Raw genomic sequence first — 23,652 nt, forward strand, 5'->3', positions numbered from 1 at the left:
TTTCTTATTTCATCCTTGCCACCACTTCGGCACAGCGCGAGCAGAGGGTGGGATAATCCTTATTTTCACCTACTGAAGGTGAAATTACCCAGCAGCGTTCGCATTTTTCCCCTTCTGCCTTTTTGACTTCAGCCCATACCCCTTCTATATCAGGCAGAGAAACAGCTCCTTCCGGTTTTTCCGAAACAGGTTTTACATCTACCCGGGAAGCTATGAAAATCTTATCCAGGCTGGCAACTTCTTTTAATGCTGCAAGCCACTCTTCATTAGCATAAATAGTCACCCAGGCTGCCAGGGAATGGCCTATAACCTTGCGGCTGCGCGCTTCTTCCATAGCCTTGGTTACAACTTCCCGCACCTTAAGGATTTTTTCCATCCGGTCTTCGATTTTATCATCTGTATAACCTTTTACTTTCGGCCAATCAAGAAGCTGCACGCTTATCGGCTGGTCATCCTTCCTCAAATAGCTCCAAATCTCTTCGGTAGTAAAAGCCAGAATCGGAGTTAAAAGAACTACCAGGGTATTTATAAGCTCATAAAGGACTGTCTGCACAGCTCTTCTTTCCTGGTCATCAGGATGTGAGCAGTACAGTATATCTTTACATATATCAAAATAGATATTGCTCAAATCGACAGTACAGAAGTTGTGAATAGAATGGAATACAATATGGAACTCATAATTTTCGTAAGCCCGGGTAACCCTTTCCGTAAGCCTGTCAAGCTTTATCAGGACCCATTTGTCAAGGTCAGACAGTTTCTCGTATGCTACCTGATGTTTCAAAGGATCATAATCATAGATATTGCCCAGGATAAAACGGCAGGTGTTCCTTATCTTGCGGTAAGCTTCCGCGCTCTGCCTGATTATATTTTCGGAAACCGCCACATCAGAACGGTAATCAGCCGAGGCTACCCAGAGCCTCAATATATCCGCGCCCATTTCTTCAATCATCTTGAGCGGGTCAACTACATTACCCAGGGATTTGGACATCTTGCGCCCCTGCTCATCTACCACAAAACCATGGGTTAAAACACTGCGATAAGGTGCCTTTCCTCTTACAGCTACAGCGGTGGAAAGTGAGGAGTTAAACCATCCGCGATGCTGGTCGCTTCCTTCCAGGTAAAGGTCAGCCGGCCATGCCAGTTCCGGATAAGTTTCCAGAACTGCCATATGGCTGGAGCCGGAATCAAACCAGACATCCATAATATCAGTTTCTTTTCTGAAACTGCTTCCTCCGCACTTCTCGCATTTATATCCGGAAGGCAGCAAATATTCCGCATCCTTTTCAAACCAGATATCCGAACCGTGCTCGGCAAAAAGCTCGCTCACATGGTTTATAACTTCATCTTTAATCACCGTTTCTCCACATTCATTACAGTAGAATATGGGAATCGGTACCCCCCAGGTGCGCTGTCTGGATATGCACCAGTCGCCGCGGTCCCTTACCATGTTGTAAATACGGTCGCGCCCCCAGGCAGGAATCCAGGTAACTTCATCAATAGCTTCCAGAGCTTCTTTGCGGAAATTTTCGATAGAAGCAAACCACTGTTCAGTTGCCCTGTAGATAATAGGCTGCTTGCATCTCCAGCAGTAAGGATACTGGTGCTCTATCTTGTCTGCCTTGAGCAGCATCCCCAGATTATCCAGCTCGGCAATAATATCCTTATTGGCATCATGCACCAGCATACCCTTGAACTTGCCTGCCTCTTCCGTGAAGCGCCCGCTGTTGTCAACAGGTGATATTACTTCAAGGCCGTATTCCTTGCCTACATAGAAGTCATCTTCCCCATGGCCGGGAGCAGTATGGACACATCCGGTACCAGCCTCTAAAGTTACATGGGTACCCAAAACTACTATGGAATCGCGGTCAAACATGGGATGCCTGCATATAACCCTTTCCAGTTCCCTTCCTTTGTATTCATTCAAAATGATATAAGCATTAAAGCTTATTTCAGAAGCTACCTTTTCCAGAAGTCCTTTGGCTATCAGGTATTTTTCGCGATTTACCTCAACCAGTGCATAATCAAATTCAGGATGCAGGGAAATGCCGGTATTAGCCGGAATTGTCCAGGGAGTAGTAGTCCAGATGATTATATAGGCATCTTCCGGCAGAACTCCGCGTCCATCCTTCACCGGGAACTTAACATATATAGAAGGTGAAACCTTGCTGCTGTATTCAATTTCTGCCTCTGCCAGGGCTGTTTCGCAGTCGGCACACCAGTAAACCGGCTTTAAGCCTTTATAAATATAGCCTTTCTTGGCCATTTCGCCAAAGACTTTTATCTGTACCGCTTCAAAATAAGGCTCTAAAGTAAGATAAGGCCTTTCCCAGTCCCCTCTTACCCCCAGCCTTTTGAACTGCTCGCGCTGGATATTTACATAATTAAGGGCATATTCCTTGCACTGACGGCGGAATTCCACGACATCTGTTTTATGCCGGTCAATTCCCATCTTCTTGATAGCCTGCTGTTCGATAGGAAGGCCGTGGGTATCCCATCCCGGTACATAAGGCGCATCAAAGCCGCTCATGGAGCGGTATTTCACAATAATATCCTTCAATACTTTATTAAGGGTATGTCCCAGATGAATGTTCCCATTGGCATAAGGAGGCCCATCATGCAGTATAAACTTGGGCTTGCCTGCATTTTTCTCCTGTACTTTGTGATATATGTCATTCTCTTCCCAGAATTTTAAAAATTCAGGTTCGCGGGTAGGCAGATTTGCCTTCATAGGAAATTCTGTCTGCGGCAGATTTAAAGTGCTGTCATATTTCCCTTTGCCCATGCTTTTTTTACCACCTCACCAGATTATTTGTATATATTGACAAAAAACCTTTCATCCCTAGGGACGAAAGGTTTGCTTCCGCGGTACCACCCTTATAGTGTTTTTAAAAAACACCACTTTAAGCCCTATAACGTAAGGCACCCGTTCAAGCCTACTTGCTGCAGGCTTTCGGCCTGAAAGCTCCCGGGTGATCTTCACCTGGCAACAAGCTGCCTGGCTTTCACCCTCCCAGGCTCGCTTAAAGCTCGTTATCCGGCTACTCTCCCGATCATCACCATAAATATTCATTTATTACCTGAAAATCGTATTTTATTGTAGCATATACCATCTTACAAAACAACTATAAGGAAACGGCAATTGAGAATTTTATCCTAAAAATTTTTGTGGCATAAATCCTCAATTATACAGCTTTCACATTCCGGCCTGCGTGCCCTGCAAACCCTGCGCCCGTGGAAAATAAAAAGGTGGTGGGCTTTTCCCCAGCTGGAAACAGGAATAAGTTCCTTAAGCTGTATCTCAGTCGCGACCGGATTTTTTGCCCTTACCAGGCCTGTACGGTTGGCAACCCGGTGGACATGGGTATCTACCCCCAGTCCCGGCTTATTAAAACCTACCGCCAGAACCACATTGGCTGTCTTTCTTCCCACTCCCGGAAGCTTTAGCAAGTCTTCCATATTGTCAGGTACTTCTCCATTATGCTCTTCTACCAGCATCTCAGCCATCTTTTTGAGGTTTCTTGCTTTGCTCTTATAAAGCCCTACCTGTCTTATCAGCTTCTCCAGTTCCGCAATCTCCGCCTGTGCCATCGCATGAGGGGTATTATACCTAAGAAAAAGCTTTTCCGTTACCTTATTAACCTGTTCATCCGTGCTCTGTGCTGACAGTATTACAGCTGCCAAAAGTTCAAAAAGCGAACTGTATTTAAGCAGGGTACCAGCATCAGGATATTCATGGCTTAGCTTTTCCAGCATAATACGGCATCTTTCCCGGTTTTCCACTTTACATCAAATCCTCCTGAATTAAAAGCCTGGCCTTTTCTTAAAAACCAGGCTGCAAATAAGGCTCCCGTTATAAAACCTTGCTCAAAAAAGACTGGGTACGAGGGTTTTTGGGATTGTTAAAAATCTCTTCCGGAGTCCCCTCCTCAATTATCTGGCCTTCGTCCATAAATATTACCCGATCCCCAACTTCCCTGGCAAACCCCATTTCATGCGTCACTACCACCATAGTCATGCCTTCCAGAGCCAAATCCTTCATAACGGACAAAACTTCCCCCACCATTTCAGGGTCCAGGGCAGAAGTAGGTTCATCAAAAAGCATTACCTTGGGCTGCATGGCCAAAGCCCTGGCAATAGCCACCCTCTGCTTCTGGCCTCCGGAAAGATTGGCAGGATATACATGGGCTTTGTCTTCCAGCCCCACTTTGCGCAAAAGCTCCATGGCCAGTTTATTGGCCTCTTCCCTGGGCACCCCTTTTATCTTGATCGGAGCCATAGTTATATTTTCCAGGGTAGTTTTATGGGGAAAAAGGTTAAAATGCTGGAAAACCATGCCCATCTTCTGGCGCACCTTATTTATATCGGTTTTCGGGTCAGTCACTTCTTCCCCATCTACATAAATATGGCCTTTATTAACCTTTTCCAGCTGATTTATACATCTAAGCAGGGTACTTTTTCCCGACCCGGAAGGTCCAATTACGCATACTACCTCCTGCTGGTCAATATGCAGGTTTATTCCCTTTAATACCTCAAGCCTGCCGAAACTCTTATATACATCAACTATATCTATCACTCCGTCTTAAGCCTCCTTTCGGTATAATCACCCAAAAGCCCAAGGCTCTTGGTGATTATAAAGTAGATTACCGCTACTGCTCCCCAAACCCAGGCTGCCTGATAGGTATTGGCATAAACCAGGTTTCCGCGGTAAGTAAGCTCGGCTACTGCGATAGTCGATACCAGAGAGGTATCCTTGAGCAGGGCTATAAACTCGTTTATGAGCGGCGGAATAACAATTTTATAGGCCTGGGGAAGTATTACATAGGTCATGGCCTGTCTTTCATTCATTCCCAAAGATCTGGCTGCTTCCATCTGCCCTTTATCTACTGCCTGAATCCCGGCTCTTACAATTTCCCCTATATACGCTCCGCTGTTTAAACCACAGGCAATGATAGCGGAAGTAAACGCTTCATTTATTCCAAAATAAGGCAAAATACCGAAATGCAGCAAGAGTATCTGCACAAAAAGAGGCGTCCCCCGGAAAAAATCGATATAGGCAATTGCCAGGGAACGAAGCATCCTGTTTCTGGACAGCCTGAAAAGGCCGGCAAATAACCCCAGAACCATTCCCATAGCTACCGATAAGGCAGTAACTTCTATCGTTATTAAGGCTCCCTCCAGAAAATACGCCATGTTTTCCCATACTACCTGAAATCCACTTATCTCGGATAGTCCACCAATTATTCCCCAAATTCCTGACAAAAGCATTCCTCCTGTTCTAACAAATTTAAAGCGCGAGCCTCTTCTCGCGCTTTTAGTATTATGCCTTATGCCATGCTGTTAGTCATTATTGCTTAAAATATTTCTGGTAAATTTTGTCGTAGGTGCCGTTTTCCTTAATCTTGGCCAATCCTTCGTTAAGCATATTCAAGAGTTCCTTATTCCCTTTCTTTACAGCTATACCGTATTTGTCATCAGCGGAGAACACATCGCCAACCATTTTGATATTGGCATCTTCGGTAGTCAGAATATAGTTCAGGGTAACCGGATGGTCGTTAACTACAGCATCTACTCCGCCTTTCTTGAGCTCCATAAAAGCTTCCCCGATATCCTTAAAGAGTTTTACCTGGGTAGAAGGATCCTCTGCTTTCACCTTGTCACAGTAGGATGCTCCTATGGTACCGGTCTGAGCCCCCAATTTCTTGCCTTTCAAATCTTCAGTCCCATTTATGGCAGTATTATCATTTCTTACCGCAATAATAAGTCCGGCATTAAAATAGGGATCTGTAAAATCTACCGCTTTCTGCCTTTCAGGAGTAATGGACATACCTGCAATAGCGGCATCGATTTTGCCCTGCTGTACAGCAGGAATCAGAGCTTCAAAACCCATGTGCTGTACTTCTACTTCATAACCCTGTACTTCCCCTATAGCCTTGATAAGGTCGATATCAAACCCGACCAGTTCACCTTTTTCCTGCGATTCAAACGGCGGGAAAGTCGCATTAGTCCCTACTACGATTTTCTTGGGCTTGTCCCCTGCATTTTCGGCTTCTTTTCCTCTACATCCGGCCACAGTAAACAACAAGCCTGCTATCAGAAGCATGCTCAGCCACAAACGCCATTTACCTTTCACCTTTATCACTCCTGCCTTTAAGTTTAACAATTATAATTATACATTCGTCTGTATTAATCGACAATACTCTTTCTCAAAAATTAGCTTTTTATTTTAAAATTTCCTTTATCCACCAGTGCATATTTTTTCACACGGGGTTTTTGTATATTTATTAGCCTAATAAAATTTTTATCCACATTTTTCGTCAATTCATGCTATTATATTTAGATAGTTAGCAAGCAACAGAAATGAGGTAGAAAGTCATGCATATGTTCCTTAACAATAAACAGCTGCAGGCAGAAGCAAGCATGCTGCTGGTAGCTTTTATCTGGGGCACTACTTTTGTAGTAGTAAAAAATGCCCTGGCTGACATAGGCCCTTTCTGGTTTTTGGCCCTGCGCTTCATACTGGCTTTTTTCGTTTTAGCCTTGCTGGCATTTAAAAATATAAAAAAAATTAACCCTTCTACGATGGTATACGGTTCTATTATCGGATTATTCCTTTTTATAGGCTATACCTTTCAAACTATAGGGCTAAAATATACAACTTCCTCCAATGCCGGATTTATAACCGGGCTCAGTGTGGTGCTGGTGCCCGTCATATATGCACTCATGTACCGAAAAATGCCAGAGCCCAAAACCGTTTTGGCTACCCTCGCCGCTTTGGCCGGGCTTTTTTTGCTTTCCTTCAATACCAGCAGCTATAAGCTGAACTACGGGGACTTTTTGGTCTTTATATGTTCACTGGGATTTGCCCTGCAGATAATACTGGTAGATAAATATTCCCACCTTCATGATGCCGTTGCTATAACCGGAGTGCAGATTTTGTTTGTAGGAGTGCTTTCGTTTATAATAGCCATGTTTATAGAACCTTTTCCCGTTAAAATAACCTGGAACGCAGCAAGTGCCATATTGATAACTTCCATACTGGCAACTGCCCTTGCTTTTCTTCTGCAAAACGGTATGCAGAAATACAGTACCCCCACCCGTTTTGCCATCATATTCACCATGGAACCGGTATTTGCCGCTTTAGCCGGCTACCTGTGGGCAGGAGAAATCCTTTCCTTAAGAGGCCTTATTGGAGCCGGACTTATACTATTATCCATGCTGATTGCTGTCCTCGCCCCCCGCTGAAACAGGGGACGGTTCTCTGTTTCAAAATGAAACAGAGAACCGTCCCCTTGTTTCAAGAAAAGTTTTTTTGTCTATCCCTTTTATTTCCACTAATTTATGCCGGGAAGTTTCCCCTTTTATAATAGCTACACCACTTTTGGGCACCTTAAAAGTATCTGCCAGAAAGGCAATTAAAGCTTTATTAGCCTCTCCGTCTACGGGAGGGGCATTAAGTTTTATCTTTAAAGCTTCCCCTTCCTCACCTGCTATCTCGTTGCGGGAGGAACGGGGCAGAACCTTGACATTAAAGCGAACGCCCCCGCTAACTTCTGTTATCTTTATCATTTCCATCTTCCTTCAGGCTTATTTTTTCAAGCTTTTCCATAATCTCTTTTATATCCTTGCTGTAGAAAAACTCTGCCATTTCATCGATTTTGCGCTGATTTTTTTCCAGAAGCTCCAGTTCGCTGTTAAGCTGTGCTTTTATCTCTGCATTAAAAATATTAAGCCGTTTTACGATTTCCTGATATACAAAAAGCATTTCCGAAATCCTGCGTTTGGCATTTTCCAGAATAAATTCAGCTTCCTTGCGGGCATTAGCTTTATACTCTTCGGCAGCCTGCTGGGCCAAAATAAGGCTGTTATTCATCGTCTCTTCCAGTTTGCGGTATCTGGCCAGTTCATATTCCAGACGCTGAATCTGTTCTCTTAGCTTGGCATTTTCACTGTAAAGGGATTCATAGTTTTGCGCCACCTGGTATAAAAAATTCCTTACCTCTTCCTCTTTTAACCCCCGCATACCCCGGCTGAAATGCTGGTTCCTTATCTCCATCGGTGTAAGCATAAATATTACCTCCTCTCCTGTCTAACCCCATCTAAAAAAGGGGATGTGAAGTCAAGCCTCCGGGAAACATTTCTAAAATTTTTTTCATTTCGCCTGCGGGATTAAAATCGCCATTTTTAAGCTGGCTAACTGCTGTCTTATAAATACCTATAACCTTCTTAAGCTTTTCATCATCATAAAACTGCCCGTCTATCCTTATATATTTAAGGCCGGCGGCAGCCAAAACAGGCAGATAAGGAAGCAAACATATTTCATGGGGATAAAAAATATAACTGCGGCAGCTGTAATCATTAGCTACCTGGTAACGGTTCCCCAGTTCGTCATACAAAGCATAATCTTTGTCCCTACACTGCTTGCAGCCAAAACTGCTTCCTTCCCTGCTTCCGGGAATGCAAAAATCGGTAATTATTCCACAAAGCGGCCCCTGTACCAGGAGTTCAATCTCGCTGTATCTGGCAAGCAGGTCAGCCAAATCCTTATATTTCAATTCCAAAGAAGGATATATGCGCTTTATCCCCTCATTATTAAGCAGTTTAATAGCTTCACTGTTGCTCGTGTTAAGCCCCCAGCCAGCTATTATTTCTTTCCCTGTATCTTTAAGCATCTGCAAACTTCCCGCATCATGCACTATAAAGCCAGCCAGGCAAGATAAGCCTTTGAGTTTTTTCATGTCATCATATAAACCCTTGTCCTCATCTTTCATGATACGGGGAAGTTCTATAAAAATGCGGCTTTCACAAGATGAGGCCATAGCCAGGGCTTTTTCTATATCTTCCAGCTCCCAGCTAACATAAGGGGAGCGGAATTTTTCCAAACCTATTACTATACGGGAAACTCTATTTTCCAGAGCCGTCTTGAATCCGGAAAGACTACCTACCTTAACGGTTATCTCCTCAATACATCCTCCGCTATATGATGGAATGCCTTTGTCTTCACCCGCAAGCTCCTTAAGCTCACGCGGTGCAGTAGGGAAAAAAGGCTCTCTTTCCCCGGTAAGGCCTATAGCCTCCCGGTCTATTTTGGAAAACAGGCTGCCGCTCGTAAAATCCCTTATTCTTCCGGTATAAAGTTTTTCATAGTCTCTTCTTTCTTCATCATAGTCAGCATACCCTTTTTCTATGCGGTCCAGGGCTTTTCTATATATGCTTACCAGGTGGGCCAAATAGTGCGCACTTCGCATCCTGCCTTCTATTTTAAAAGAGGTAACCCCTGCTTCTGTCAATTCCTTCAAATAAGGATAAAGGCACAGGTCATTGTGAGCCAGGTAATACCATCTTTCTTTTTCTATTTGTCCGTTTTCTTCCAGATAATAAGGCCAGCGGCACGGCTTTATACATCTTCCCCGGTTTCCGCTCTCGCCGGCAATAAAGCTGCTCATGTAACACTGTCCGGTATGGGATATGCACATGTCCCCGTGTATAAAAAATTCAATACCTAAAGAAGTGTTATGGCTTATATCCCTTATCTCTTTGAGGGAAAGGTTTTTGGAAAGAATAACCCGGCTAAACCCCAAACTCTCCAGCCACTTTACCGCCCCGCTGTTATTTATCCCCATCTGCACGCTGGCATGAAAAGGAATTCCGATATTAAAACGGTTAATGATCGATACCAGGCCTGTATCCTGGATAATTACCGCATCTACTCCTATCTCCTTTAAATAAAAAAGATATTCTCCTACTTTTTCTATTTCATCCTCATAGTACAGGCTGTTGACGGTAACATAAAGCTTTTTTCCACTGTCATGCAGATAGTTTACTACCTCATAAAGCTCTTCATCGGTAAAATTGAAATCTTTCCTCAAAAGGCGCATATTAAAGCGCTTGCCGCCTGCATAGACAGCATCAGCTCCCGCTTCTGCCACAGCCTTTACTACTTCCCATTTGCCGGCTGGTGCCAGCAGCTCCAGCTTCCCCTGTTTCATACCCTAACTCTCCTATAAAAACATATAATATATTTTCCACAGCAGTCCCTGCAAAAAATAAATAGCCAGTAGCACAAGGATAGGCGAAAAATCAAATCCCCCTGCTGCTGGAATCAAGCTTCTAAAAGGCTTCATTACCGGTTCGGTTACATCATAGATGAATTTTATTATCGGCTGGTAAGGGTCATGCCTTATAAAAGACAAAATACAGCGGATAATAACCAGCCATGACAGAACATAAAGAGCCGTATCCAGAACTTCAAAAATCAATCGCACTTTAAGTTCCTCCCAATTCTTATTCCTTTCCCAGTTCACACGAACGCCGATATGCGCTTTCTACCGCTTCGAAAAAGGCCTTTCGTATGCCGTTTTCTTCAAGCTTGCGCACGGCAGCTATAGTAGTGCCGCCTGGTGAGCAGACAGCTTCCCTCAAAAGGGCAGGGTGCTCGCCCGTCTTCTCCAGCATGGCAGCACTTCCTTTTAAGGTATTTAAAACCAGAAGCCGGGAAGTTTCAAAGTCGAGCCCTATCTGTACCCCCGCGTTTATCATCGCTTCTGCGGCCAGATAAAAATAAGCCGGCCCGCTTCCTGACACTGCCGTAACCATATCCATCATTTTTTCCTCCACTACCAGGGTGGTCCCCAGGGAAGAAAAAATCTTATCCGCGGTATCCAGATGCTCAGCTCCCGCGAACTCGCCTCTGCACAAAGCTGCCACCCCTTCTCCTATCAAGGCTGGAGTATTGGGCATAACCCTTACCACAGGAATGGCAATCCCGCATATTTTTTCTATAAATGATGTCTTTATGCCAGCAGCTACTGATATTAAAAGCTTATCTTCCTTCCAGAAGCCCCGCCCTTTTTCCAGAACATTTTCCACCTGGTTCGGCTTTACCGCCAAAATAATTATCTGGCTTTTGTCAATAAGAGAGGTTAAATCAGCTTTCTTGGCTCCCAGTTCTGTCTGGAACCTTTCTGTTTTTTTCTCATCAATATCATTTACTACCAGGTCTCCCCGATAAAAAGAAGAAGCGGAAAAAAGACCTTTCGCTATGGCATAAGCCATTTTCCCGCACCCTATAATACCTATTGTCTTATTCACTTATTTGCTGCCTCCCCAGGAAGTGCCAAGCCCATGGCGGCGGATTACCACCCGGTGGTCGGTGGCAATCTCCACATTGCTGGGAGTAAATATAAAGATATGCGGGCCTATCCTCTGGCTGTGGCCATCCAGGGAATAGGTAGTTCCACTCAGGAAGTCGATTATCCGCTGGGCAATATCCGGACTGGTATTTTCAAAATTAAGTATGACCTGTTTCCTGTTTTTCAGGTGGTCAGCCAGGGTCTGTGCTTCATCAAAACTTTCCGGCTCACACACGACTACCTTCATAGTCTTATTTCCGTGCAGGCTTACTATATTCCTGGGGTTTTTGGCTGTTTCCTCTTTAGGTTCAGGCAAAGCCAGCCTCTCTTCAGTTTCTTCCTGCACACCAAGCCACTTCCAGAACTTGTCAGCCAAAGACATTTTTCTACCTCCTAAACATTTATTCCCCATGAAAAATTGAGCTTCCAATGCGTACAATATTGGCTCCCTCTTCAATTGCTACCTCAAAATCCTGCGACATGCCCATGGAAAGATATTTCAATTCTACATTAGGATAATCTTTTTTTGAAAACTTCTGCTTGAGATGGGCAAGCTCTCTAAAAACAGGACGTGCCTCTTCCGGGTCATCAAGAAGCGGAGCCATTGTCATAAAGCCTAAAATGCGAATATTGGCAAGCTGGCCAATCGATCCTAAAAAATATTCTACATCATCCGGAGAAATTCCTGCCTTTTGTTCTTCTCCCGCCACATTAATTTGTAAAAGTGTCGAAACATTTATATTAAGCATTTTAGCCCTTTTATCTATTTCTTCTGCCAGATGCCAGCGATCCAGGGAATGAATAAGCACCACTTTCCCCACTACATCTTTTACCTTGTTAGTCTGCAAACGGCCTATCATATGCCAGTTCGCCTGCGGCAAAAGAGGGATTTTGCTTTTAAGCTCCTGCACCCGGTTTTCTCCAAAATGGGTTACCCCAAGCTCATAAGCCCTTTTTACTGTTTCAATATCCACCGTTTTGCTCACCGCCACCAGAGTGACATCCTGCGGGTTTCTCCCTGCCCTAAGGCAGGCTTTTTCTATCCTCTCCCTCACATTTTTCAAATTGTGCTCCAGATGATTCAAATTATTTCACCTGCCCTGTTTCATTTATACTGCTAAAAAGCTTACTCCAAAGGTAGAACCTTTACCTATTTCACTGTCCACAAAAACTTCCCCGCCGTGAGATTCCACTATATGTTTTACTATAGCCAGCCCCAGGCCCGTTCCTCCTCCAGTTCCTCCCCGATTGCGGCTCCTTGCCTTGTCTACCCGGTAAAACCTTTCAAATACGCGGGGGATACTTTCATGAGGTATCCCTACGCCGGTATCGGTAACCGTAATAACTACCCGGCTGTCGCGCTGCCGGCACCTTATAGTTATAGTTCCCCCCCTGGGGGTATATTTTATAGCATTGTCCAGAAGGTTTATCATAACCTGTCCAAAAAGATCCTCATCTGCATAGATGCGGGGCAGATTATGAGAGCATATAAGTTCGACACACAGCTTTTTCTCCGTAATCTGGGGCCCTAATATATTCATAACTCCCCGTATAGCATGCTGCACACAGACCGGCTTGGGCCTTATTATCCTCTCCTTGGACTCAATAGCCGAAAGGTTCAAAAGGTCATCTATGAGCCTGGTAAGCCTCTGGGTTTCGGCCTCGATTATAGTGAGAAAACGCCGGCAGGTATCGCTGTTTTCCATAGCTCCATCCAGCAGGGTTTCCACAAATCCCTTTATCGAGGTTAAAGGGGTTCTCAACTCGTGGGAAACATTCCCTACAAATTCTGAGCGCATCTGGTCAAAATTTCTCGCATCGGTAACATCATGAAAAACGGCTACCGCTGCTTCAATCCTGCCGTCATCATCCTTTATCGGAACTACATGTACGCGGTATATATAAGTCCCGGGAATAATCTCAGTTTCGGTAAATACTTCTTTGCCTGTTTTTATCACCTGTCCTATCATGCAGGATATTTTCTCATTCTCCGTTATCTCTGTCAGCCTGCGCCCCAAAAGCCCGCCTTCTTTTACCAGAAACAGGCTTTCAGCCGCCTTATTGGCCATAATTATGTTTTCATCAGGGTCAAAAATTATGACCGCATCAATCATGCTGTCAATGATAGTCTGTACCTTTCGGCTGCTGTTCATCAGATTCAGCATAAACCCCTTCCCCCATATCCAGTATATTATCCTTCATTATCTACAAATTTATAGCCTACCCCCCTTACAGTCTCAATATACTGGGGATAGCTGGAATCATCCTTAAGTTTCTGCCGCAAATGCCTTATATGTACATCAACCGTACGCGTATCGCCGGAAAATTCATATCCCCATACCTTTTCCAGGAGGGCTTCCCGCGTAAAAACCTTGCCCCGGTTGGAAGCCATCAAACTTAAAAGCTCAAATTCCTTTGGTGTAAGGTCCAGCTTTTCTTCTCCCAGAAACGCTTCATACCGGTCGGGGACTACGGTTAAATCTTTAAAAACATAAGCCTTTTTCCCCATAGCCTTTTCCGCCTGCAGTATCTTTAGCGCCCTGAGCCGTGCCTTTACTCTGGCCACCATCTCTCTGGGGCTGAAAGGTTTTTTGATATAATCATCAGCTCCCATTTCCAGCCCCAAAACCGTATCAATCTCTTCACCCTTGGCAGTAAGCATTATAATAGGTATAGTGCAGTATTCAGGCATCTGCTTCAGGGTGCGGCATACCTCAAGGCCATCCATACCGGGAAGCATGATATCAAGTATAATAAGGTCAGGCACATACTTCTTTACCATTTCGACAGCCGTCAGGCCGTCATAAGCTTCCAGCACCTTGAAGCCTTCTTTTTCCAGGTTGAATTTAACCAGCTCCACAATGTGAGTTTCATCATCAACTACCAGAATCCTGTTATTAAACAAGCCTACCACCTCACTTCCGGATACCAGCAACAGCAGCCATCCTTCCCGTAATCCCTTTATCCCGCCGATAGGAAAAGAAATATTCGCTGTGACAGGCAGTGCACATATCACAGACAATTATGTTTTCCGGTTTTATTCCGTTTTCTACAAGCAGCCTGCAATTTGTCTCCTTCAAATCCCAGTACAGTAAATTATCCTTTTCTATTATAAAATTGCCCAAATATCCAAGTTCCTTTTCCACCCTCCCTGCCAGATCCGTACTTATTTCAAAACAGCACTTTCCAATCCCTGGCCCTATGAAAACCTCCAGTTCAGCAGGAGAGGTTTTAAAAACTTCCCGCATCTTTTCTATTGTCCTTGCAGCAATACCGCCTGCAGTTCCCTTCCATCCGCTGTGGGCAAGTCCAATTGCTCTGTTGACCGGGTCATGAAAATACAGGCTGTAGCAGTCGGCATAAAAAGTCATGAGATAAAGGCCAGGCTCATCAGTAACCATGGCATCAAAACCGCGAAGGGAAGTGCCATAATCTAAAACCCCACACCCTATCTGCTCTTTTCCTACCACTGCCACTTCGCTTCCATGCACCTGTTCACAGCAAACCGCGCTATCAAGGCTTGTCCCCAGCAGTTCCAAAACCCTGCGCCGGTTTTCAATTACCCTCTCTTTTTCATCGCCGACATGCAGCCCCAGGTTAAGAGAAGAAAAAGCCCCTTCGCTTACTCCTCCTCTGCGGGATGAAAAAAGCACATCAACCCCCCGCTCCCGCCAGGAGGGCAAAGTGATATAAACGATTTCACCTTTATTATGCCATATCCATTTCTTCATAAAAGCATCCTTTCTTTCTACTTTTCTTTCATCTGCTCAATAGTCTTTATAAAACTGTCTAAATCAGTAAATTTGCGGTAAACGGAAGCAAAACGCACATAGGCCACTTCATCCACTTTTTTAAGCCTGTCCATTACCATTTCACCAATAGCTTTGCTGCTGACTTCCCGGTCATAGTTGTCCCTGAGCTCTCTTTCTATATCAGCCACTATACTTTCAATTTCTTCCATACTTACCGGCCTTTTTTCACAGGCCCTGGTAATGCCGTTCAGGATTTTTTCCCGATTGAACTGTTCGCGGTGGCCGCCGTTTTTTATAACCAGAAGCGGCCTTTCCTCTATCCTCTCATAGGTAGTAAACCTCTTCCGGCAGGAGTTGCACTCCCTTCGCCTTCTTATGCAGGTCCCATCATCACTGGCCCTGGAATCTACTACCCGGCTCTCATATTCACCACAGTAAGGGCAGCGCATGCTATACCACCCCTTAAAACATTCTTTAGCTTATTATGCAGGAATAAAATATTTAGTTCAACTCTCCCGTTAAAAATCGTCTTCATCCAGCAGATAAGTCCTCCTGCGTCCATCTATTTCGGCTACAGTTGGCACCTCTACCAGCACAACATCCCTTCCTATGCGGACAATCTTTTCCCAGGGTACTACCAGCTCTTCCCGCCGGCCGAAAATACCTAACCCCCGGCTCCTTCCCGGCAGTATCAAAGCAGTTACCCTGCCGTTTTCCAAATCCAGATCTATATCAATTATATTCCCTAATTTTCTACCATCCAAAACATTAACGACATCCCTGGCTTTAAGGTCAGAAATTTTAATCATTACGATTATCCCCCTTCTCCCTTATGTGTTTATTTTTAATATATGAAAAGCGGAAATGAAAGTTTCCCCCTTAGAAGCCAAAATTGAAAACGATAAAAATTATGCTAAATAAAATTCTTTTTTTAACGATAATATAGTATGATATATATTGTTAAAATGGGCTGGACTCGAAAAGAGGGGCCCACATCAGTGCTGATCGACTGAAGCACTGAACCTTAAACCATCCTTGAAGGAGGAAAAATTTTTATGATGAGGTCTCTCTATACCGCAAGTACAGGCATGTATGCCCAGCAGCTCAATGTAGACACTATTGCCCACAACATGTCCAATGTTAATACCCCTGGTTTCAAAAAACAGCGGGTAGAATTTCAGGATCTCCTTTATCAAACTATAAAAAGGCCAGCCGTTACCGAGGATACCAATCAGCCGGCAGGAATGCAGGTAGGCCTGGGAGTCAAACCGGCAGCCATCACCACCCTGTTTTCCCAGGGCAGTTTGCAGTCTACCGATAACCCGCTGGATGTTGCCATTATAGGTCCCGGATTTTTCAAGGTGGAAGTACCCGGGAGAGATGAACCGCTTTATACCCGCAATGGGGCATTAAAGCTTGATGCGGAAGGAAACCTGGTAACTTCGGACGGCTACAAAATAATAGGAGTGGAACCACTGGAAGAAGGAGCCTATGACATAGTAATCGACAAAAGCGGCAGAGTAACCTATATGCTGCCGGGAAGCGATGAACCAGTAGAGGCAGGCCAGATTGAACTTGTTAAATTTACAAATCCATCTGGACTGCAAAAGATAGGCTCCAACCTGCTGGCAGCTACAGCCAACTCAGGCGATCCGATAGACTGGGATCCTGAAGAAGATAATACCATTTATCTGGAAGCAGGTTACCTGGAAATGTCCAATGTGCAGATTGTAGAAGAAATGGTAAACCTCATCACTGCCCAGAGAGCATATGAAATAAATTCCAAAGTAATCCAGTCATCAGATGAAATGCTGCAAACTGCCAGCAACCTGAGAAGATAACAGTAAGGCAGGGAAAGTAAAATGAAAATAAATATGACAGGTACCTTAAGCCAGGCAAATTCTCCTTCCTATATTAAGGATATTTCTTCATCTGCTGACAAAAAAAGCTTTGAACAAAAGTTAAATGCAGCTCTAAAAGAAAAAGACAACCAAAAATTATATGCAGCCTGTCAGGAACTGGAAAGCGTTTTTTTAAGCAAAGTCCTGCAGTCTATGCGGGCAACCATCCCGCGCAGCGGGCTTATTGATTACAGTTTTGCCATGGATACCTTTGAAGGCATGTTATTTGACGAATACGCCAAAAAAATAAGCCAGAGCAAATCTACCGGCCTGGCTGCCATTTTATACGAACAGCTAAAAAAACGCTGAAACTGGATTAAAACGTAAAACGGAAGAAAAGCGTTTTACGTTTTAATTTTTTTGTTTCTACATATAATGTTAAAACACAGGCCTGCAATAAAAAATCGCACAAATATATAAACAGTGAGGTGAAAATATGCGCACTTTAGTGGCAACTATTCTATATAACTCCAAAGGAAGGGAAATCTACTGCATAACTCCCAAAGTTACAGCTGACCAGCTTAAAACCCTGCGCAGCCTGACTCGCGAACAGCTGGAAGATGCAGGATTTACCTTCATAAATATCATATCTCCGGAATTTAATAATATAAAAGGGCATGCCATCTTTTTTGAAGGACATCTGGATGAAATGGGCAAGGTGCTGAAATCTTTAAAAAGGGGATATTAAGCAAAAGCGTCGGGACTCAATCCTGCCCGACGCTTGCTTTTATTTAAGGATACGCACAAACTTTCTCTTGCCTACCTGTACTACCAGGGAACGGTCTACCACCAGGTTTTCGCTTTCGTATTTATTCCCATCCACTTTTACTGCTCCCTGGCTTATCATACGCTTGCCTTCACTGGTAGAAGGCACCATATTATTTTCATACAGGAATTTAGGCAGCCATATCTCATCTTCTTCTACTTTCACTTCCGGTATATCCTCAGGTATATCCCTTTTGGAAAATACCAGCTTAAATCTTTCTTCTGCCTTTTCTGCCTCTTCTGCGTTATGGTACATGGTAATAATCTCTTTGGCCAGTTTCATCTTAACATCACGCGGATTAAGCTCTCCCTTTTCCATACCTGTCCGGTATGTATTTATAACTTCCATAGGCACGCGGGTTAAGAGCTCAAAATATCTTATAATAAGCTCATCAGGAATAGACATAAGCTTGCCAAACATTTCATATGGTTCTTCATATATTCCCACATAATTGCCCAGGCTTTTGCTCATCTTCTGCACCCCGTCTGTGCCTTCCAGGATGGGCATCATGAGAGCTACCTGGGGTTCAAAGCCATATTCTTTTTGCAGATGTCTTCCTACCAGCAGATTAAACTTCTGGTCAGTTCCTCCCAGTTCAACATCTACCTTTAAAACCACGGAATCATAACCCTGCATAAGTGGGTACATAAATTCATGAATAGATATCGGGAGATTAGAAGTATACCTTTTATGGAAGTCATCCCTTTCCAGCATGCGGGCAACTGTATATTTGCTGGCTAAAGCCAAAACATCAGCCAGCTTCAAGGGCATAAGCCACTCGCTGTTGTAGTGTACAATAGTCTTATGCGGGTCTAAAACCTTAAAAATCTGCTCCTGGTAAGTAGCCGCATTAGCCTTGACCTGTTCTTCAGTAAGCTGCTTTCTGGTTTCCGACTTGCCGGAAGGATCGCCAATACGCGCAGTAAAATCCCCAATAATCAAATGCACTTCATGTCCTAAATCCTGAAACTGGCGGAGTTTATTCAAAACTACGGTATGCCCCAGATGTATGTCAGGAGCCGTAGGATCAAGCCCTAATTTTACGCGCAGGGGCCGGTTTTCTTTTATAGACCTGTAAATCTTTTCCTTCAGTTCTTCTTCCGGTACGATTTCTGCTACTCCGCGTGATATAAGCTGCATCTGTTCTTCTACCTGCTTTTTTATACTCTCTTCCATAAAATTACCTCCTTACTAAAAAAAATGATAGCACAATAAATGTGAAATATGCAATAATTAGAAAGATAAGGTTTATATCTGCTCTTAATATTTCACAGTTGTTCACAAAAAAATCTGCTTAGCTCATACCAAACAAAACTTTTGATTCAGGAGGCTTAAATCCAGAATGGCAAAAACAAATAAAACACCGCGCAAAATTTTTAGAAGTTTGCTATTTTTATGCCTGATAGGATTGGGTATACTGGCAGGGGCTTTTATCTATGCCGCCCATGACCTGCCGGTATTTGATCCTGACCAGCTTTCGGGAGCAGAATCTACGCTTATATACGACGACCAGGGCAACCTCATAAGCAAGCTGCACTCTGCAGAAAACCGTACGGAAGTAACCCTGGACAAAATTCCGCCTGACCTTATAAATGCTTTTATAGCCACTGAAGACAAAGATTTTTATGAACACCACGGGGTAAATTTCAAAGGAATCATACGTGCCTTGATAGTAAATATTACTTCCGGCGACCTTACCAGCCAGGGGGCCAGTACTATTACCCAGCAGCTGGCTCGCAACGCTTTTCTCTCTTTTGAAAAAAAATGGGAAAGAAAACTTAAGGAGATTATTCTGGCTTTTAAAATCGAATCAAAATACAGTAAAGATGAAATACTCTGCATGTATCTCAATAAAATCTACTTTGGTTCCGGGGCTTACGGCGTACAGGCAGCTGCCAATACCTATTTCGGCAAGGACGTAAGCGAACTTACCCTGGCTGAATCGGCACTTTTGGCCGGTCTTCCCCAGAGCCCCAACTACTACAACCCTTTTCAAAACCTGGAAGCCGCCAGGGCTCGCCAGAAGATTGTCCTTAATAACATGGTAAAATGCGGCTATATTGATGAACAAACAGCCAAGGAGGCTTATGAAGAACCTCTGGTATTTAAATCATCAGTTAATAATGAAGCATTCAGATACGGCTATTTTATTGATGCAGTAACCGAAGAGGCTATTGATATATTAAGCAAGCTAAAAATTTATGACAACCCCAATGATGCTATATATAAAGCAGGGCTTAAGATATACACTACCATGGACAGTGAACTGCAAAGCTATGCTGAGCAGGTTTACTCTAATCCTGCCAATTTCCCCAACCAGAGCGCTGATGGAGAACAAATACAGTCAGCTATGGCAGTTGTCGACCACCACAATGGGGAAGTGAAAGCCATAATAGGCGGCAGAAAATATGAACAGAGGCGCGGGTTCAACCGGGCAACTTCCGCCTACCGGCAGCCTGGTTCTTCTATCAAGCCGCTTACAGTATATTCTCCTGCCCTGGAAGCAGGCTATATGCCTTTTTATGTGCTGGATGACTCTCCCATCTCATTTAAAGGGGCAAACGGCATGTGGTCGCCCAAAAACCATGACGGCAAATACCGCGGGCTTATCACCATGCGTACCGCAGTACAGTGGTCAGTAAATACCTATGCTGTACAGATGCTGGATAAAATCGGAGTAAGAGCCGGCTTTGACTTTGGAAAAGCTTTAGGGCTTCCTCTTATCGACAGTCCGGGAGCCAATGACCTGGGGCTGGCCCAGCTTGCCCTGGGAGGGCTTACCAAAGGAGTAACCCCTGTACAGATGGCTGCTGCCTATGGAGCTATTGCCAATGGGGGAATTTATTACCCTCCCCACTTCATAACCAGAATAGTGGATGAACACGGAGTTGAAATATACACTTACAAACCATCAGCCAAAAGGGTCATGTCTCCACAAACCTCCTGGCTGATGACCAGTATGCTGGAAACGGTTGTAAGTTCCGGTACCGGCGTTAGAGCCAAGGTGCCAGGGGTAATGACTGCAGGCAAAACGGGGACTTCTGAAGAATACAAGGACTCCTGGTTCTGCGGGTTTACGCCTGGCTATGCCTGTGCTGTGTGGATGGGATATGATAAAGAACACACCATGCAAAGGGTATATGGTGGAAGTTACCCAGCTTTAATATTCCGGCAGGTATTAGCCAAGGCCCATGAGGGATATAATCCAAAACCAAAAGCTATACCGCCTGACATAGTAAAAGTGTCTATATGTCTTAAATCAGGCAAACTGGCATCCGATGTCTGTCCGGGAAACCAGGTAATAAGCGAATATGCGCGTAAAGACGCAGTACCTACCGAAGTATGCGATTTACATGAAGCAGTTTATATATGTCCTGAGTCTGGCAAACTGGCAGGCAAATATTGCCCCAATCCTGAACTCAGAGTTATGGTAAGGGCACCGGAAGGCAGCAGCGATCCTGACAAAATACCTGCTGAAAAATGCGATATTCATAATGATCCTAACCTGTCAGGAATATTTAAAAATGAAGTTGCCATTTGTACCGATCCCCGGCACGAAGGCAAGCTTTACCGGGCCAATATACCTGGTCCGCTGCAGGAAGGAGGCTGTCCTGCAGAATATATTCAAAAAATCGTGCTGGCACCCGGGCAGGATTTGCCTTACTGCCCGTTACCCGACCATCAGGTCAAAAAACGTAAAGTCAAAGATGTGATTAATGATTTAACCGGCAGATAAAAAAGAGGGCATGTGCCCTCTTTTTTATCTGAGTTCAACTACTGTCACCCCAAAACCGCCTTCATTGAGCATACCATCCCGAAAGCTTTTCACATACCGGTGATCTTTCAGATATTCCCTTACCGCCTTGCGCAAAGCCCCTGTACCCTTGCCGTGAATAATCCTTACCGGACTTAAGCCTACCAGATTGGCATCCTCCAGATATTTTTCAATTTCTTCCAGAGCTTCTTCTGCCAGTTTTCCCCTTACATCAATCTCATTTGATATATGCTGGGCCTTTTTTAAAAAAGTTTCTGCCTTAAATTTCATTTCTTTTTCCTCTGGAGCCTCTACAGGAAGTATATCTTTTTCCTTGACAGTAAGCTTCATGATACCAGCCTGTACCACCACTTCTCCCATTTTATTGGGCGGCTCCAAAACATAGCCTTTTTGGGAAAGGCTTTTAATATAGACATAATCTCCTGCTTTCACCTTAACAGCTTCTTTTCTTTCCGGTTCTTTCGCAGGTTCCAGCTTGCCCAAATCAATCTGCTTTAATTTTTGCCTGCCTCTTTCAATTTCATGCCATTTAGGAACCTCTTCTTTTTTCCTTAACAGCTCTTTTAATTCCTGGACTGCTTCATCTGCTTCCCGCCTTATCCTGCGCACATATTCCTCTGCCTCTTTTCTTGCCTTAGCCAGAACCTCTTCCTTTTCCTTAACCAGCGCTTCTTTTTCTTTTTCCATATTTTCCTTTATCTGTTTTAATTCCTTCTTTTCTTCTTCCAGTTCTTTTACCAGATTATCGTAATAGTTTTTAGCCTCTTTCATCTTCTTTATCATATTGCTTATTTCAGCTTCATTTTCCGGTACCATCCTGCGCGCCCTTTCAACCAGATAGGAAGGGAGCCCCAGCCTGGACGCAATCTCAAAAGCGTTGCTCTGCCCCGGCATTCCGATAGTAAGCTCATAAGTAGGCTTTAAGGTAACCGGGTCGAATTCTACACAGGCATTTTCTACCCTTTCCTTTTGGTAGGCAAAATTTTTAAGCTCACTTTGATGGGTAGACACAACAGCCTTTGCCCTTTTTCGCAAAATCTCTTCCAGGATTACCCTGGCCAGGGCCGCACCTTCTGCCGGATCCGTGCCTGCTCCCAATTCATCCAGCAAAACCAGGGAATTTTCATCTATATCCTGCAGTATGGATATTATATTAGTCATATGGGAAGAAAAAGTGCTTAGCGACTGTTCAATGCTCTGTTCATCACCTATATCTACATATATTTTCTTAAACAGGGCAATCCGGCTTTTTTCCCTGGCAGGAATAAAAAGGCCGCACATAGCCATAAGGGTTAACAGCCCTACTGTTTTCAAGGTTACTGTTTTACCGCCTGTATTAGGCCCGGTAATAACCAGAATATCAAAATCCCTTCCCAGATGGATATTGAGAGGGACTGCCTTTTTCCCCAGAAGGGGGTGCCTCCCTTTTTCGATCTCCACAATACCTTTGGTATTTACAAGCGGCCTGTAGGAATCAGTTTTATAAGCCATATAAGCCCTGGCAAAAATAAAATCAAGCCGGCTTAAAATGTCCAGATTGTTCTTAAGCTCTTCAGCACAGGAAGATGCTTTGTCACTTAGATCCTTAAGAATCCTTTCCACTTCCCTTTTTTCTTCCAAAAGAAGCATCCTTATCCGGTTATTCTGCTCTACCACTGCCAGAGGCTCAATAAAAACCGTAGCTCCGCTTGCCGACTCGTCATGCACTATTCCTTTAACTTCATGCCGGTACTCCTGTTTTACCGGCACTACATATCTGCCGTCCCGCTCGGTAATCAGGGCATCCTGCAAAAACCGCTGATTTTGCTCAGACCTTACAAAATTCTGCAGATAATCCCTTATACGCTGGCGGGCTGTATTAATCTGCTGTCTTATATTTTTAAGGGAAGGGGAAGCATCATCTTTTATCTCCCCTTCTTCATTTACCGCCCTGGCTATCGCCCCTTCCAAAAAATAAAGCTCGTCTATCCTGGAAGCTAAACGGCTTAAACGCGGATACTTTTCATTGGTCAGGTACTTTTTGGCCTTATGGGCAGCCTGCAGCAGAAGATAAAGATTATAAAGCTCATCCGGAGTCAATAAATACTTTATTTTGGCTTTATTAATCTCCCTTTCCACCCATTTTAAATTATTCAAAAATAAAGGCTCCTGAAAACGGAGAAATTCCATAGCCTCCTCCGTCTCATCAAGCCACATGTTAACCTGTTCATAATCGGAGGAAGGCTGTATATTTTGCACTTCCCGCCTTCCTCCCTCAAAATGCGTATACCCTGCAAGCATCTCCTGTATTTTGTCAAATTCCAGCCTTATAAGTGTTTTCCTGTCCATA

General features: G+C 44.1%; 24 protein-coding genes and 1 other annotated feature. Of the genes, 5 read left to right on the forward strand and 19 right to left on the reverse strand.

Annotated features, from left to right (window positions below; genetic code table 11):
• Nucleotides 1-4: 4 nt before the first annotated feature.
• The 5 genes from ileS to ACZ42E_RS06120 all read right to left on the reverse strand — a co-directional run bounded on the left by ileS (nt 5) and on the right by ACZ42E_RS06120 (nt 6,130).
• On the reverse strand, nt 5-2,782 hold the full coding sequence (ileS, locus tag ACZ42E_RS06100; RefSeq protein ID WP_464891470.1) for an isoleucine--tRNA ligase: 2,778 nt from the start codon (nt 2,780-2,782) through the stop codon (nt 5-7).
• Between the two features lie 56 nt (nt 2,783-2,838).
• Nucleotides 2,839-3,063 (reverse strand) — a binding site (T-box leader).
• Between the two features lie 90 nt (nt 3,064-3,153).
• Entirely contained in the window at nt 3,154-3,780 is a 627-nt protein-coding gene (gene nth / locus ACZ42E_RS06105) for an endonuclease III (RefSeq protein WP_464891471.1), read from the reverse strand.
• 70 nt (nt 3,781-3,850) lie between these two features.
• Nucleotides 3,851-4,573: an amino acid ABC transporter ATP-binding protein gene (locus ACZ42E_RS06110; RefSeq protein WP_464891472.1), complete on the reverse strand. Its 723-nt coding sequence runs from the start codon at nt 4,571-4,573 to the stop codon at nt 3,851-3,853.
• On the reverse strand, nt 4,570-5,190 hold the full coding sequence (locus ACZ42E_RS06115) for an amino acid ABC transporter permease (protein ID WP_464893495.1): 621 nt from the start codon (nt 5,188-5,190) through the stop codon (nt 4,570-4,572). The genes ACZ42E_RS06110 and ACZ42E_RS06115 overlap by 4 nt, the downstream gene beginning before the upstream one ends.
• 154 nt (nt 5,191-5,344) lie before the next feature.
• Nucleotides 5,345-6,130, reverse strand: coding sequence for a basic amino acid ABC transporter substrate-binding protein (locus ACZ42E_RS06120; protein WP_464891473.1), 786 nt, complete (start codon nt 6,128-6,130; stop codon nt 5,345-5,347).
• A gap of 248 nt (nt 6,131-6,378) precedes the next feature.
• Between ACZ42E_RS06120 and ACZ42E_RS06125 the strand changes: the two genes are divergently transcribed.
• Nucleotides 6,379-7,242, forward strand: a complete 864-nt coding sequence (locus ACZ42E_RS06125; RefSeq protein WP_464891474.1) for a DMT family transporter — start codon at nt 6,379-6,381, stop codon at nt 7,240-7,242.
• 21 nt (nt 7,243-7,263) lie between these two features.
• Here ACZ42E_RS06125 and ACZ42E_RS06130 read toward each other — a convergent pair whose 3' ends face one another.
• The 12 genes from ACZ42E_RS06130 to ACZ42E_RS06185 form a co-directional block, all read right to left on the reverse strand.
• A complete protein-coding gene (locus tag ACZ42E_RS06130) occupies nt 7,264-7,566 on the reverse strand; it encodes a DUF167 domain-containing protein (protein ID WP_464891475.1) in 303 nt (100 codons plus the stop codon).
• The gene (locus ACZ42E_RS06135; protein ID WP_464891476.1) at nt 7,544-8,065 is read right to left on the reverse strand and encodes a DivIVA domain-containing protein; all 522 of its coding nucleotides are present in this window, start codon (nt 8,063-8,065) and stop codon (nt 7,544-7,546) included. The genes ACZ42E_RS06130 and ACZ42E_RS06135 overlap by 23 nt, the downstream gene beginning before the upstream one ends.
• Before the next feature lie 31 nt (nt 8,066-8,096).
• Nucleotides 8,097-9,986, reverse strand: a complete 1,890-nt coding sequence (locus ACZ42E_RS06140; RefSeq protein ID WP_464891477.1) for a peptidase U32 family protein — start codon at nt 9,984-9,986, stop codon at nt 8,097-8,099.
• A gap of 12 nt (nt 9,987-9,998) precedes the next feature.
• Entirely contained in the window at nt 9,999-10,262 is a 264-nt protein-coding gene (locus ACZ42E_RS06145; protein ID WP_464891478.1) for a YggT family protein, read from the reverse strand.
• A 19-nt stretch (nt 10,263-10,281) separates the two neighbouring features.
• On the reverse strand, nt 10,282-11,088 hold the full coding sequence (gene proC, locus ACZ42E_RS06150; protein ID WP_464891479.1) for a pyrroline-5-carboxylate reductase: 807 nt from the start codon (nt 11,086-11,088) through the stop codon (nt 10,282-10,284).
• Nucleotides 11,089-11,511 (reverse strand): cell division protein SepF, encoded by a 423-nt coding sequence (locus ACZ42E_RS06155; RefSeq protein WP_464891480.1) that lies wholly within the window; start codon nt 11,509-11,511, stop codon nt 11,089-11,091.
• 19 nt (nt 11,512-11,530) lie between these two features.
• The gene (locus tag ACZ42E_RS06160; protein ID WP_464891481.1) at nt 11,531-12,214 is read right to left on the reverse strand and encodes a YggS family pyridoxal phosphate-dependent enzyme; all 684 of its coding nucleotides are present in this window, start codon (nt 12,212-12,214) and stop codon (nt 11,531-11,533) included.
• A gap of 24 nt (nt 12,215-12,238) precedes the next feature.
• Nucleotides 12,239-13,294 (reverse strand): sensor histidine kinase, encoded by a 1,056-nt coding sequence (locus ACZ42E_RS06165; protein WP_464891482.1) that lies wholly within the window; start codon nt 13,292-13,294, stop codon nt 12,239-12,241.
• A gap of 26 nt (nt 13,295-13,320) precedes the next feature.
• The gene (locus ACZ42E_RS06170; RefSeq protein WP_464893496.1) at nt 13,321-14,034 is read right to left on the reverse strand and encodes a response regulator; all 714 of its coding nucleotides are present in this window, start codon (nt 14,032-14,034) and stop codon (nt 13,321-13,323) included.
• Between the two features lie 10 nt (nt 14,035-14,044).
• Nucleotides 14,045-14,860, reverse strand: coding sequence for a peptidoglycan editing factor PgeF (gene pgeF / locus ACZ42E_RS06175; protein ID WP_464891483.1), 816 nt, complete (start codon nt 14,858-14,860; stop codon nt 14,045-14,047).
• A 17-nt stretch (nt 14,861-14,877) separates the two neighbouring features.
• Nucleotides 14,878-15,330: a transcriptional regulator NrdR gene (gene nrdR / locus ACZ42E_RS06180; RefSeq protein WP_464891484.1), complete on the reverse strand. Its 453-nt coding sequence runs from the start codon at nt 15,328-15,330 to the stop codon at nt 14,878-14,880.
• A 69-nt stretch (nt 15,331-15,399) separates the two neighbouring features.
• Nucleotides 15,400-15,690, reverse strand: a complete 291-nt coding sequence (locus ACZ42E_RS06185) for a YlmC/YmxH family sporulation protein (RefSeq protein ID WP_464891485.1) — start codon at nt 15,688-15,690, stop codon at nt 15,400-15,402.
• Between the two features lie 246 nt (nt 15,691-15,936).
• Here ACZ42E_RS06185 and flgG point away from each other — a divergent pair, with 246 nt between their 5' ends.
• From flgG to ACZ42E_RS06200, 3 genes are all read left to right on the forward strand, one after another.
• Nucleotides 15,937-16,722, forward strand: a complete 786-nt coding sequence (gene flgG, locus ACZ42E_RS06190) for a flagellar basal-body rod protein FlgG (RefSeq protein WP_464891486.1) — start codon at nt 15,937-15,939, stop codon at nt 16,720-16,722.
• 21 nt (nt 16,723-16,743) lie between these two features.
• Nucleotides 16,744-17,091, forward strand: a complete 348-nt coding sequence (locus ACZ42E_RS06195; protein WP_464891487.1) for a rod-binding protein — start codon at nt 16,744-16,746, stop codon at nt 17,089-17,091.
• A gap of 127 nt (nt 17,092-17,218) precedes the next feature.
• Nucleotides 17,219-17,470 (forward strand): hypothetical protein, encoded by a 252-nt coding sequence (locus tag ACZ42E_RS06200; RefSeq protein WP_464891488.1) that lies wholly within the window; start codon nt 17,219-17,221, stop codon nt 17,468-17,470.
• Between the two features lie 39 nt (nt 17,471-17,509).
• Here ACZ42E_RS06200 and tyrS read toward each other — a convergent pair whose 3' ends face one another.
• Nucleotides 17,510-18,724 (reverse strand): tyrosine--tRNA ligase, encoded by a 1,215-nt coding sequence (gene tyrS, locus ACZ42E_RS06205; RefSeq protein WP_464891489.1) that lies wholly within the window; start codon nt 18,722-18,724, stop codon nt 17,510-17,512.
• A 166-nt stretch (nt 18,725-18,890) separates the two neighbouring features.
• Here tyrS and ACZ42E_RS06210 point away from each other — a divergent pair, with 166 nt between their 5' ends.
• Nucleotides 18,891-21,284, forward strand: coding sequence for a transglycosylase domain-containing protein (locus tag ACZ42E_RS06210; RefSeq protein WP_464891490.1), 2,394 nt, complete (start codon nt 18,891-18,893; stop codon nt 21,282-21,284).
• 24 nt (nt 21,285-21,308) lie between these two features.
• Here ACZ42E_RS06210 and ACZ42E_RS06215 read toward each other — a convergent pair whose 3' ends face one another.
• On the reverse strand, nt 21,309-23,651 hold the full coding sequence (locus ACZ42E_RS06215; RefSeq protein ID WP_464891491.1) for an endonuclease MutS2: 2,343 nt from the start codon (nt 23,649-23,651) through the stop codon (nt 21,309-21,311).
• Between the last annotated feature and the right edge of the window lies 1 nt (nt 23,652).

The organism is Thermosyntropha tengcongensis (genome assembly GCF_055381335.1).